Origin of the sequence: Cytobacillus luteolus (genome assembly GCF_017873715.1) — a bacterium.
Taxonomy (GTDB): Bacteria; Bacillota; Bacilli; order Bacillales; family Bacillaceae_L; genus Bacillus_BV; species Bacillus_BV luteola.
The window spans coordinates 502,609-515,408 of record NZ_JAGGKM010000003.1; the positions used below are offsets into that span (position 1 = coordinate 502,609).

At 33.6% G+C, this 12,800-nt stretch carries 17 protein-coding genes; 13 read left to right on the top strand and 4 right to left on the bottom strand.

Going from position 1 to position 12,800, the window contains the following annotated elements:
• Positions 1-45: 45 nt before the first annotated feature.
• The 9 genes from J2Z26_RS11140 (at position 46) to J2Z26_RS11180 (ending at position 5,331) form a co-directional block, all read left to right on the top strand.
• Entirely contained in the window at positions 46-627 is a 582-nt protein-coding gene (locus J2Z26_RS11140) for a GNAT family N-acetyltransferase (RefSeq protein ID WP_193539028.1), read from the top strand.
• Positions 628-837: 210 nt separating this feature from the next.
• A complete protein-coding gene (locus tag J2Z26_RS11145; RefSeq protein ID WP_193539026.1) occupies positions 838-1,293 on the top strand; it encodes an NUDIX hydrolase in 456 nt (151 codons plus the stop codon).
• A gap of 47 nt (positions 1,294-1,340) precedes the next feature.
• A complete protein-coding gene (locus J2Z26_RS11150; protein ID WP_193539023.1) occupies positions 1,341-1,691 on the top strand; it encodes an ASCH domain-containing protein in 351 nt (116 codons plus the stop codon).
• Positions 1,692-1,749: 58 nt separating this feature from the next.
• The gene (locus J2Z26_RS11155; RefSeq protein WP_193539021.1) at positions 1,750-1,917 is read left to right on the top strand and encodes a hypothetical protein; all 168 of its coding nucleotides are present in this window, start codon (positions 1,750-1,752) and stop codon (positions 1,915-1,917) included.
• Positions 1,918-2,121: 204 nt separating this feature from the next.
• Complete coding sequence (locus tag J2Z26_RS11160) at positions 2,122-2,655, top strand: histidine phosphatase family protein (protein ID WP_193539020.1); 534 nt, start codon at positions 2,122-2,124, stop codon at positions 2,653-2,655.
• Positions 2,656-2,672: 17 nt separating this feature from the next.
• Entirely contained in the window at positions 2,673-3,515 is an 843-nt protein-coding gene (locus J2Z26_RS11165; protein WP_193539018.1) for a hypothetical protein, read from the top strand.
• Between the two features lie 59 nt (positions 3,516-3,574).
• Entirely contained in the window at positions 3,575-4,141 is a 567-nt protein-coding gene (locus J2Z26_RS11170; RefSeq protein WP_193539016.1) for a DUF4256 domain-containing protein, read from the top strand.
• Positions 4,142-4,337: 196 nt separating this feature from the next.
• Positions 4,338-4,958 carry a CAP domain-containing protein gene (locus J2Z26_RS11175; protein ID WP_193539014.1) on the top strand — a complete coding sequence of 207 codons (621 nt, stop codon included), beginning with the start codon at positions 4,338-4,340 and terminating at the stop codon, positions 4,956-4,958.
• Between the two features lie 109 nt (positions 4,959-5,067).
• A complete protein-coding gene (locus J2Z26_RS11180) occupies positions 5,068-5,331 on the top strand; it encodes a DUF2087 domain-containing protein (RefSeq protein ID WP_193539012.1) in 264 nt (87 codons plus the stop codon).
• A gap of 32 nt (positions 5,332-5,363) precedes the next feature.
• Here J2Z26_RS11180 and J2Z26_RS11185 read toward each other — a convergent pair whose 3' ends face one another.
• Together J2Z26_RS11185 and J2Z26_RS11190 are read right to left on the bottom strand one after the other, a co-directional pair.
• On the bottom strand, positions 5,364-6,068 hold the full coding sequence (locus J2Z26_RS11185) for a 3'-5' exonuclease (RefSeq protein WP_193539009.1): 705 nt from the start codon (positions 6,066-6,068) through the stop codon (positions 5,364-5,366).
• A 1-nt stretch (position 6,069) separates the two neighbouring features.
• Complete coding sequence (locus J2Z26_RS11190) at positions 6,070-7,989, bottom strand: DUF294 nucleotidyltransferase-like domain-containing protein (RefSeq protein ID WP_193539007.1); 1,920 nt, start codon at positions 7,987-7,989, stop codon at positions 6,070-6,072.
• 363 nt (positions 7,990-8,352) lie between these two features.
• Between J2Z26_RS11190 and J2Z26_RS11195 the strand changes: the two genes are divergently transcribed.
• The 3 genes from J2Z26_RS11195 (at position 8,353) to J2Z26_RS11205 (ending at position 10,822) form a co-directional block, all read left to right on the top strand.
• On the top strand, positions 8,353-9,075 hold the full coding sequence (locus tag J2Z26_RS11195) for a toast rack family protein (protein WP_227413829.1): 723 nt from the start codon (positions 8,353-8,355) through the stop codon (positions 9,073-9,075).
• Between the two features lie 556 nt (positions 9,076-9,631).
• On the top strand, positions 9,632-10,303 hold the full coding sequence (locus J2Z26_RS11200; RefSeq protein ID WP_193539005.1) for an HAD family hydrolase: 672 nt from the start codon (positions 9,632-9,634) through the stop codon (positions 10,301-10,303).
• A gap of 93 nt (positions 10,304-10,396) precedes the next feature.
• Entirely contained in the window at positions 10,397-10,822 is a 426-nt protein-coding gene (locus tag J2Z26_RS11205) for a hypothetical protein (protein ID WP_193539003.1), read from the top strand.
• Positions 10,823-10,942: 120 nt separating this feature from the next.
• Here J2Z26_RS11205 and J2Z26_RS11210 read toward each other — a convergent pair whose 3' ends face one another.
• Positions 10,943-11,542 (bottom strand): YdcF family protein, encoded by a 600-nt coding sequence (locus tag J2Z26_RS11210; protein WP_193539000.1) that lies wholly within the window; start codon positions 11,540-11,542, stop codon positions 10,943-10,945.
• Between the two features lie 244 nt (positions 11,543-11,786).
• Entirely contained in the window at positions 11,787-12,263 is a 477-nt protein-coding gene (locus J2Z26_RS11215; protein WP_193538998.1) for a GNAT family N-acetyltransferase, read from the bottom strand.
• A gap of 141 nt (positions 12,264-12,404) precedes the next feature.
• Between J2Z26_RS11215 and J2Z26_RS11220 the strand changes: the two genes are divergently transcribed.
• Positions 12,405-12,596 carry a DUF4177 domain-containing protein gene (locus tag J2Z26_RS11220; protein WP_193538996.1) on the top strand — a complete coding sequence of 64 codons (192 nt, stop codon included), beginning with the start codon at positions 12,405-12,407 and terminating at the stop codon, positions 12,594-12,596.
• Positions 12,597-12,800: the final 204 nt, after the last annotated feature.

A 12,800-nucleotide genomic window follows, 5' to 3' on the forward strand; every position in this document is an offset into this window, starting at 1 on the left:
TAATACAGAATAGTCTTAGGGAACATTAGAAAGGGGTTTGTTCAATTGAAAATTTCAGATGTATTTGATGATTTACCAACATTAGAAACAGAAAGAATATTATTAAGGAAATTCAACCTTGATGATGTTAAGGATATGTTTGAATATACTTCTATTCCTGATGTATCGAATTTCGTACCTTGGGAAACACATAAATCTATTGAAGATTCTTATGGTTTCATAAATTACATTTTAAAACAATATGAAGATAGTAAACTAGCTCCTTGGGCTATAGAATTAAAAGAAAATCAAAAAGTGATTGGTACAATTGATTTTGTTGCTTGGTATCCTCAACATCGCCGTGCGGAATTAGGCTTTATTTTATCAAAAGAGCATTGGGGGAAAGGGTTAATTCCTGAAGCTGCAGCTAAAGTGATTGAATTTGGTTTCGATAGGATGAATTTGAATAAAATTAAGGCACCATGTATGGTAGAAAATGTACAATCAGCGAGAGTTTTGCAAAAGCTTGGAATGACTTTAGAAGGTATATTGAAAGATGAATATTTTATTAAGGGTAAGCTTAGAGATATGGCTGTATATTCGATATTAAAGAAAGATTTTCAGAAGCAGCATAATATACTTGGCTGATATAAAAAACTGAGGCTTGATTAACTTAACTGATAAAAATGGATGATACAAGTGTTTTCCAAGGCGATTAGAAAATTAATCGTCTATTTACTTTTATAAAAAGTGAATAAAATATTGGAATATTATGTTAACATTGATACTGAATAGGCATTTTTACTATCACCTTTAACCTGATTTATAGATTTTATCTAGTTTTAAGGAGAAGAATTAGTGGAATATTATAAATATCTGAGACAGTTTGTAGGACAAAGACCAATTATCTTACCTGGTTCTGTCGTAATTATATTGAATGATCAAAATGAAATATTACTTCAAAAAAGACATAATGGATGTTGGGGATTACCAGGTGGATTAATGGATTTAGGAGAAAGCTTTGAGGAAGTAGCAAAAAGAGAGGTCCTTGAGGAAACAGGATTAGTGGTTGAAAACTTAAAATTAGTTAATGTGTACTCTGGCTCTGAATATTATTTAAAAGTACCAAATGGTGATGAATTATATTCTGTGACTGCAGTTTATTATTCAAGTGATGTCAGTGGGGAAATGAACATTGACTATAATGAGTCAGAAAAAATGCAGTATTTTCCATTAAATCGTTTACCAGCTACATTAACTGATGAGTATAGAGGGTTTATTGAGCAATACATAGATTTTATTAAATGCACCTAAAGCAATTAGCGAAGATGAAGAAGTTTCTGCACACGGGAGTGTTATGAATGATACATCAAATGGGTTTGTACGGAGAATATTTCTCATTAATTAAAGAAGGTAAGAAAGTAGTTGAAGTACGATTAAACGATGAAAAAAGAAGAAAAATTAAAGTTGGCGATTCTATTCAATTTATTAAGGTTCCAGAACAAGATGAAAGTTTACAAGTGGAAGTATCAGAACTGAAGATATACGACACGTTTCAAGCCATGTATGAGGATATTCCGTTTAAATATTTTGGTTGTAAAGGTTGGACGATGAAAGAAATGGTGGAGGGAACGTATGAAATATACACACATGAGCAAGAAAAGGAGTACGGAGTAGTGGCTATTACAATTAGTTACGTAAAAGATAGCTGAGGATAAAGTATTGTGTTAGTGAACGTATTTATCACCCTCTAAAAGGAGAGGATCTTTTGTGAAAATAAAGGAACTGATTAAATTCATTATCGGTGGCTTTATAGTCGTAATTACATACTGGTTACTAACAGGAGAACCTAAATGGTACAGCTTTTTATCAGCTATAGCTTTGCTTTTCATTATCATTTTCACTATAAAATTATTAAGGTGGAATTCAAAGATATAGTATTCTAAGAAAAAATCAAAGTGGGGGTTAAACATGATTTTACTTTTTGGTATTTTAATATTTTCGGCTCTATTTGCGATATTTGACGCTTTAAGAAAGGTGAATAATAATATCTTAGACCAGACAGAAGAGATAAAAAAATTAAGCAAAGTATTAATAGAGATTAATAAGAAGCAATAATTCTTTTTTTGTAGGGGGATGTACATGATATATGTCATTAGACATGGACAAACAGACTTAAACAAAGAACGTAAAATGCAAGGGAGAATGGGGTTGCCATTAAACGATTTTGGGATAAATCAAGCAAAGGCTTTAAGAGATAAATTACAGAACATCAAGTTTGATTTGGTATTTTCTTCGCCTCAAGAAAGAGCGGTGCAAACAGCAGAAATTGTGACAGGGGTTCGTGCTGTTTTAGATGATAGACTAGATGTGTTTGATTTGGGTGAAGCTGATAGACTATATGTTAATGAAGTAAAGAAGGTTGGCCCATTACCCGATTCATCTGTCTATCAAGGGGTTGAAGAAACAAGTGAATTTGTTAAAAGAGTGTTTAGCTTTATGAAGGAGCTTGAAATCCAATATGGAAAGCAAGAACTAAATATTCTTATATCAGGTCATAGGTGTACAACCGGTTGTATTGGTGCTTATTTTGAAGGTGTACCAAAGGATGGCAATATAGTAAAATTCTCCTCAGATACTGGTGATTTTAAAACATTTAATTTTAGACTTACATAGAAAAAAGGAGCATTCATATGAGAATAATTGATACTATTCCTTTTTTTATTAATAACTACCAGCCTACATTAACTTTTCTTAAAAGTTATTACAATGAATATCCAGAAATATTTAAAGAATACTTTGCTTATCACTGTAAAGACACTGAAGAAAGGCACCATCAATCAATCTCAAAATACTCTGATGCATTTTCTACTATAAAAAAGGTACACGAGAATATTGTACCTATTATCGGTGAAGTGGCTGATGAATATAGCAGAATATATCAGGTTTCATATCCAATAGAGGTAAATTTAATCGTAGGCGGCTTTGGTTCAAATGCCTATAACCATAGACAAATCATTCCTAATATAACTTTTGCATTAGAAAAGTTGTCTCCTGAAACCGACCATTTAAGGACCATTGTTGCACATGAATTTGGTCATGCCACACACAACATACTATCAGATGAGGCTAGAACTGATTGGAAACAAGTTCAATGGACCAATCCTCTTACTTGGCTATTTCAAGAGGGGGTAGCTACACATTTCTCAAGAATGATAGCTCCTAATCTTGACCAAGCTATTTATTTTTCGTTTAACGAAGAAGGGGATGAATGGCTTGAATTTTGCGAATCAAATAAAGAAAAGATTAAAAAGGAATTCGTAAAAGATTTAGCTATTGAGAATCCACAATCATTGTTTCGTGAGTGGTTTTCGATAAATGGAGGCAAGCGATATGGGTACAACAGACTAGCCTATTTTATAGGTGACATGCTTTTCCAGCATTTAGTCCTTATGAAGGGTGAGAAGAATGCAATAATCTTATGGAAAGAACATGGGTTTGAAGAAGAAATTAAAAGTTGGTTATATCAAGATTGAGAATATAATTGCATTTGGGCAGTTATAAGAAAAAATTAGGAATAGAGGGCGAAAGAAATATGACAAATAAACTCAAAGGGTTATCCCTAGAACAAAGAGAACAGCTACTCAATACATTGAAGACCCGTTTTGAGAAGAATATGAACCGGCATACAGGTCTTGAATGGGCTGAAGTACAAGCTAGGCTTGAGAATAATCCTGAAAAGCTATGGTCACTCAATGCAATGGAAGAAACCGGAGGTGAACCGGATGTTGTGGGCCTTGATAACGAGTCAGGAGAATACATTTTTTATGATTGTTCAGTAGAAAGTCCTAAAGGTCGTAGAAGTGTTTGTTACGACCGTGAAGCGCTTGAGTCAAGGAAGAAACATAAACCTGAAAATAGTGCTATTGATATGGCAACTGAAATGGGCATCGAACTCTTAACAGAAGAACAATACAGGGAGCTTCAGAAACTTGATCATTTTGATATGAAAACATCGAGCTGGGTGCAAACACCAGAAGCCATTAGAAAACTCGGTGGTGCCATCTTTTGTGATCGTCGTTACGACACTGTCTTTATGTACCATAATGGGGCAGATTCCTACTATGGTGCAAGAGGTTTCCGAGGTTCGCTAAGGGTTTAAAGTTTGCCAAGACACTATTAAATAGATTGCTCCTTTCTAGACATTTTGATTAGGAGCATAGTATTGTGCTGTCCTTCATTCCATTGATGAAGGACATTTTGATTCAAAAAGTTAAAAATAAAATACATGTTACGTTTAAATAAAGACAAACTATGGAAGTGTTAAAGCAATATATCTATCCAATGGAGGAATGAAGATGTTAAAGAGAATTTTAATAGCAACTCTCATTTTATTGTTTTCACTTCCAGCCTTTACTGGCGCAATCACTATGTTTAAAGAACCACCATTTGAGTTTTATAAGGTTTCAAAAGGTGATTCATTTTGGTTTATTGCCCAAAGGTATGGTCTTGATTACAAAAAATTAATGGAGCTTAACCCAAACGTAGAGCCTAGAAATATGCATGTAGGGGAAATTATTCGTTTAAAAGCTACTGCGTCTAGCCCAAGTACTTTCGAAAATCAAGTAGCAACGTTAGTTAACCAAGAAAGAGCAAAGCATGGACTAAAGCCACTTCAACACAGAGCTGACGTGAAGAATGTTGCACAAAAGAAAGCAGAGGATCTTATTAACTCTAATTACTTTTCTCATACTAGTCCAAACTACGGATCACCTTTTCAAATGCTAAAAACATTTGGTATCAACTATCAAGCAGCGGGTGAAAATATCGCAAAAGGACAAAAAACACCTCAGGAAGTAATGAATGCGTGGATGAACTCTCCTGGACACAGAGCGAACATCTTAAAGCCTGAGTACGATACGATTGGTGTCGGTTTTTACCACGGTGCATGGGTACAAATGTTTATCAAAGCAAGATAATGCTAATAATCCAACTCATAAAATGGGTTGGATTTTTTGTTGACTAAACACCAGAAATTAGATTATTATCTAATTAGATAATAATCTAATTGATTGGAGGAATTAAACTATGTTGAATGAAGAAGAAAAAATCATTACAACCTATTTTAAAAATAATGAAAGATTATCACTTCTACCAAAAAAGGAAAAGAAAAAACTGATTATATTGAAGTACATTCGAGAAAAGTATTTTCAAGAGGATTTAGAGTATACAGAGAAAGACATCAATCAGATTTTAAAAAGTGTATACGGTGATTTTGTTACATTGAGAAGGGATTTAATCGATTATAAGTTTTTAAATAGAAATGATGATGGTAGTTCATATTGGCTTTAAAAGCATAAAAAAAAGGGGGAATCCCCCCTAATTTATGTGTTAGATTGCAGATGTTGTGCAATCTGTTCATGTTCTATATCTTTAAGTAATTGTATGAAAATCTCTGCCGTCATAATTGCATCGTAGAGAGCATGATGACGAATCCGTTTAGGTATATTAAACCTTGTAACTAACTGATCCAGAAAGTTTTTTTCATCCGGGTAAAGTGAATTAGCGACTAAAAAGGAATCAACATAAACAGTTTCAAAAGGAGGTAACTCCCATTTATGGAGTACTTTTCGTAAGAAACTCATATCAAAGCTCGCAGGATGGGCTACTAGAATTGAGCCTTCACTAAATTTTAAAAAATCTTGAATGGCATCTGGAAGTGAAGCACCTTTAGCTAGGTCTTCTGTTGATAAACCTGTCAGCTTTTTAGTAGCCTTGGATACAGTATGAATGGGCTTTACAACCTTATAAAAAGTTTTGTCGTACTTAACATGACCTTCCTTTATTTTAATTGCACCAATTGAAAGAATTTCATCACCGATATCAGGAAAGAAACCGGTTGTTTCTAAGTCAAATACGGTAAATTCATTTGTTGTGAAGTTATTTTGATCCATCACTGGCTGTCGATAGCTTTCTAGTGCTTGGTTTAAGCTTGAGTAGGATGGGTGAAGCATTGCCTGATTCATTTTATATTTTTGGATAAATTGTTTATATAAGTAGTATTCAATGATTTGAAAATCGACAGGCAAGCTAAATCACCCTGTTTCTATTCAAACTGATTTTTTGCGCTTGCTGCATTCGGTTTGCAACTTGCAATGCTTCTTTTAACTTATCCTTATCCTCTTTTGACAGTCCACTTAAACTAACAACATTAGATGTTGGGATACCATCATGTAACTCAATAAGATTTTGCTTTAACCTTAAAGTGATGAAATGGTGTAGTGCAGTTTTTGCATTTTCTATATCTCTAGGGTGAAACACTTTTAATTTTTTTAACTCATTTAGTCTTCTGATGGTGTTAACTTCTTTAATGCCATATTTCATTGAGTGAATTCGAACCGCATTTATGATTTGCATAAGTCCAGATTTTTTTAAATCAAGTGATTTCTGTTTTGTTAAAAAATGAATCTTACCTAGCGGATTAACAGGTATACGGAATCTTAAAGAATCTCTAATTAAAAGTTGTTGTAGATTTAATGACCTTTTTACCTTATCAGCAATGACTGTTCTTATCTCTTCGGCAAGAGTAAAGTCACCATAGAGAGGCCTAAAATCATAAAGCATTGTAAAGCTTTGAATCTCTTCAGCATCCATTTCTTTTGACCAATTGAGAATTTCGGTATTCCACTCTGAAAGAGTTTTACGCCATTTTTTCTCTCTAGCCATAATTCCACCAGTACATTCTGTAAAACCACAGGCTGCCAATCGGTTATTAATTTTGGAGGTGAAAATTTCAAAGTATGTTGTGATCGATGAATGATTGGCAAGATGATTATAATCACTCACGATAATTCCGTTATCCTGGTCTGTATGGAAGGCTTGCTCTTTGCGACCTTGACTGCCCATAACTATAAAACAATACGTAACAGGAGGGAGTCCATATCCTTCCTCTCTCATTTCTTCTTCTGTTAATTTAATGATTTGTTTATAAATGTGATCATTATGGTTTGTAATTGTTTCTGAAATTTCGTAAGCAAAATAATCCTGTTCATGCAAATGTTCAATATGATCTTGGAAGAGCGTATTTGCTTCAGGAGAAAACGAGTGCAGTTCATCAAAAGAACTAGATTTAATAATGCTGTATGTTAAATCTACAATGCTAGAGTTTTGTACTTCAACAAAAGATCCCTTTGTGATTGTACCTTTAACGATATCTTGGTTATTTGTTATCGGAATAAAGTTTACTTTGTGTACCTTTAAAAAGGACACAGCTTCATATGCAAATCCATCCTCAAGAAGGGTAGTTGGGTTAGTGATTTGATAGTCTCGAACCTTGCTTTCGATAGGTGATCCATTGGTAATATAACGTAAAAGATCTTCTTGCGTTATGATTCCATCTAGCGTTTTCTCATTTTGACTGACAATAAGTCCTTTTACTCCTAAGCCTAACATTTTTTCACTAGCAGTCCTAATCGACTCATCAGGTTTAATGAAATAGGCTTTTTCTATAATTGACTTAATTCTAGTGCGAAACAGAAAATTGCTTGTTGATTCGTCTTTATAAGATTTATATTTAATTTCATCGTATAAAGTCTTCATCCGTTCACCGATGCTTTCAAACATAACTTTAGAGAAGTCTTTGTTTTTTGTCATCACTTCAAAAAAGTCAGTCTTGTTAAATCGGATAACTGTACTTTCTTCAAGAATCTGAACAGAGAACGTCATTTCACCGCTTGTCACCATGATCATTAGGCCCATTAAATCTCCGGGATAGTAATAGCGGAGAGATACTTGGTCACCAGTAGGACGATGTAAAATATTTTTAGCAAGACCGCTCACTAAAAAGTAAAGGTCTAAATCTTCCACCTTCTCATCTTCATGAAAAAGGTACTCATTTTTGGAAAATGTCTTTTTAGAAGATTGATGGATTAATTTATCAAGCTCATATTCAGTCAATAAATTGAAGGGATATAATGTTTTAAACAGAGATTGTAATTCTTGATGATTCATCTATACCACCACCTTATTATTAACCGTAACATGGATAAAAGTAGATTAAAAGGGATATGGGGAAATTGGGACTAGGAGAACATAAAAAAGACGCCTGTTAAAAAACAGACGTCTTTGCGTATTGAGGCGAGGGACCGAACGCCACATCGTTCGTGCCAAAAGGCATGTCCTTCGACTTACACAATTCAGCTCATCGCTAGATTAATATAACACGTGTGTGGGATTTATACAAGTAAGATTTCGCATCCAATTATAGGAAATAAGCCTTAGGTCTTAGATAAATATATTTCTCTAGACAGTATAACCAAACCATATTTTACCTTATGATTAACTCAGATGGAAAAATTAAGGAGGACTTATAAAATGAAAAAAATAGCAGCACTAGTAATGGTAGCAGGAGCACTTAGCTTTTTAACAGCATGTAATGTATTTACAGTTACAAATTTGAGTTCAGAACAAGATGGATTTACGATTGAAAAAGACAAAGCAAAAGAATTAGAAGTCGAGTTAAATTTAGGGGCAGGTAAAATGGAAGTATCTCAAGGAACTGAGGAATGGGTAGAGGGTATTGTTCAAATCAGTGACAAAAAACTTAATTCGGAAGTTTCCTATAAGTTAAAAAGAGACATTGGGCACGTTTCGATTGATCAGCCAGATAAGAAATTTGGAAATATTACAAAGGGTAGTCTTAAGAATGAATGGGATGTTAAATTAACAGATCAAATTCCATTGGACCTGCGAGTCAATACTGGAGCCTCAGAAACAGTACTTAATTTACAAGGTCTTCAACTAAATGATCTTCAGGTGGATGCTGGAGTTGGTGATATAACAATCGATTTAAGTGGCGATTGGAAGGAAAGCTTTAATGTAGACCTTAACATGGGGGTAGGAAGTGCAAGAGTTCTGTTACCAACAGATGTGGGTGTTAAAATTGTCGCTTCAAAAGGAATTGGTGAAACAAATTTTAAGGGCTTAATTTCAGAAGGAAATGGAGTTTATGTAAACGAAGCATATGATAATGCAGATGTTATTATCACGATAAAGACAGATTTAGGTGTTGGATCTGCAACGTTTGAGACGAAATAAAGAGCTACTAGTTATGGATTGTAAGGGATTCTCTTTTGGAGTGCAAAATCATTAATAACAGTACTAATAACATAGTAAAAAGCATGGTGATTTGAAATTTAATCATCATGCTTTTTCGCTTCCTACTATTATCCGTTGGGAGATCAGATAAGAACACGATTTGATAAATAGACGGAAAAATTCCGCTTAAATCGAAAATACCATTTAAAATAGCTTAAATAGACGGAGAGATTCCGCCTATTGACTCGAAAAACATGAAAATAGTGAATTTTGCTTGGCATAACCGGAAATCGTCCCCATATTTAGCCTCAAAAGAGCTCCATTCTGTATTTAACCGGAAAATCTCCGTTTATTTTACTATCGCTGGTTGCGTATTTAAGGACATGTCATCTAATTGGTAAGGGGTATTATAAATAAGTCAATTGAACAACAACAAAGTATTCTCAACTTGTGAACGCATTTGCTAAACTAGAAGATAAATATAATACTGTATAAATTACTTTGTAGGTGCATTTATTGGTGAAAGGCTGTGAAGTTATTGAGAGCTTATAAAGCGATGCTATTTGACATGGATGATACCTTACTTAATAGAGATAAGGCAGTAGAAAACTTATTTTTGATTGTTTTAGAAAGATGCTACGGAGACGTAAATCTTTCACTTAAAAACGAAATGCTGCAAAAATTTAAGGTATATGATAAAAGAGGCTATGGCTTTAATGATAAAGCGATAGTTTTGGAATCATTTTTTGATAAGTATCCACCTAAAGCTAGAATACTACGTAATAAGGTTCAAGACTTCTGGAATGAACATTTTCCTCTTTGTTTTTCTATTGACCCAAATACTATACATATTGTTAATACGATAAAGAGGCATGTTAAAGTTGCAATGATCACAAACGGCTCAACTCAAAGACAAAAAGCCAAAATAAGGAATACAAATTTAAATAGTTGTTTTGACACAATCATCATTTCCGAAGAAGCAGGATTTAGTAAACCAGATAAACGCATATTTGAACTGGCATTAAATAAGTTAAATGTGAAGCCAGAAGACACATTGTTTGTTGGAGATGACTTAGAAAAGGATATTGGTGGTTCTCAGAATGCTAATATGAAGGGCATATGGTTTAATCCTTATAAGCTCAAAAATGATAGCGAGATAAAACCATTTGACGAGATTGATTCCTTTGATAGATTGTTAAGTTATTTTATAGATGATAAATATTTTTAGAATAGTTATGTATTTATAAGAAGGAGATCACAACTTTTTTATTGAAGTAAAGAGCAAGTTTAGGTAAATAGGTGAAAGATGGAGGAAATATGAATGGAAATACTAAAACAAAGGGTTTTACAAGCATTGGGTTTAACAGATGACTTTTATAATCATATAAACGAAGGTTGTTTAGGATTAAAAATTTCAGACGTACCCTCAAATACATTTGGAGAACAAGCATATTGTATTATTGGAGCAAGAGAAAGCTATTTAAAGGCTTTAAAACTAGGTCAATGGGCAGGATTTGATTGCAGTCTAATTCAAACTAATGATAAAACTTTAATAAGTAGCAAATTGGAAGAAACTCATAGAAACATAGAGAACTTTCTACAAGATAATTGCATAGGTGAAATTAATAATAATTTACTAATTGATTTACTAGAACATGAGGTTCAGCATCACGGGCAGTTAATTCGCTTTGCTTATGCTAATAAAATTAAGTTTCCAAAAAGCTGGAATATTCGTTATACTGTTTAATTTCTTCTTCAATTAGCGGTATCTACTGTAGATGATAGTGATATTTTATTGAACGATGCAGTTTACTTCAAGAAGTGGCCCTTAAAATGACACTAAAAAATAATATAGAGATATTTCTTATTACATACGGAATGGCAAGCTTATTAGATAGCCAATATAAAAGAAGAGTTCACGGAAGAAAAAAGGTACTTTGCTTTCCATAGATTGATAAAGGGTTGTTGGTGTGGGTGAAGAATGTGCTTCTAGCCCTATGGTTTCCGCCATTAACATGGCTCGCTTCATGTGTAATGGGTCGCTTACGATGATAAAGGTTTTTAAGCTGTTTTTAGATGCTATCATATTAGCATAGTAGAGGTTTTCTTCAGTTATGTTTGATTCTGTTTCTATTAAGATATCTTCATCGGGTACATTCATTGCAATTGCATAAACTCGTGCCACTTCAGACTCGGCATATGAATCTTCTCCAGACTTTCCACCAGTAAAAATAAGTTTAGTAACGTATCCATTCTTATAGAGCCATATTCCATGGTTAATTCGTTCCTGAAAGACTGGTGAGGGCTCGTCATTCCATACAGCTGCACCCAGAACAATTGCGGCATCAGACTTTTTTAGCTCGTTTACTTTACTAAAAGACCAGATGCTATAGGCGGTATAGACAATAAAGGCAATAATAAGGAAAAAGGAGAGTAAGAGTGTGCTATACTTCGCTTTTTTGGTCATTTCTGAGTCACCGCCTTTAGTTGAGTGAATTTATGTAGGTTTTTATGTCCTAATATTTTACAATAGTTGCAAAAAATATTAAAATACTTGCGATATCAGTTGAAATACTTGCATGTTTTTATCCAATACTTGCGAAACTATCTAAAATACTTGCAAATTAACTCTAGATATTTGAATAAGAACAAAAATTCTTTTATGTAGAACAAAAGGACCAATACAATGAAGGGATTGTTCCAGGAATTGGCTATTTCAAAGTATTCTCGTTAACTTTATAGGAATAAATCAACTCATCAACAAATTGAGTAATTACTTTCCCAGTATCTTTAAAGCCTACCGATTCGTATAGTTTTTTTGCCTTCTCATTTCCAGGGTGGAAGGCTAATAAAATTTCATCACAATCAAACTGTTTAATCATATTATCGATAACAAGTTGGATTGCTGTCTTTCCAAAACCTTTTCCTTGGTGTCTATAGTCAATCATAATCCTGCAAATCTCATAACTAAAGAGCTCTTCGGAGTATCCGTACATCGTAAATCCTATCGGTAAATCTTCATCATAGATTGCTTTAACGTTCCAAGTTCCTTCTATGCTCGCTTGTGCTAGAGAAAAGCAATTTGAAGCAATATCTCTTTCAAAGATTTTATTTCTTTGATCCTCAGCACTTTGAAGTTGGATAATTTCAAACCAATTCTCTTTTGTAATCTCTTTTAATTGAATCATTAGTATACCTCTCTAAAACTATGAAGTTAAATATCTTACCAGTGATTCGACATCTTATTAAAAAATCCCTCCTTTTTTCCAATTGTTAAAAGGGGATTTTTAGTTAATCGAGAATATAAAAATAGAGGAGGTAGGTTAACAATGTACGAATATAAGTTTGTTGAGACAACACTAGGTGGCTTTTTTACAGAGGCAAGCCATAGAGAAACCATCATGGAGCATGCAAAGGATGGGTGGAGACTTGTACAAGTTTTGCCAACGAATTATAACGGTCATGGAAAGCCTAGGGAATATGAGATTATTTTTGAGAGAAGATTAGAAATGATCGATTGAATCGAGAGAAATATAATCGCACCATTTTAGACAGGTTCGTAATGAAGAAATAATGTTAGGGAGTAGCAAATTTATTGCTACATACAATGATATAAAATAATGCATATTGCTAATACCCTCATCTTTTTGTGGGTTAACGGAAGAATCCAATTAAAAAGAACCACCCGTGATGATATAAGCTGCTGCCCCAGAATATAATTGGGA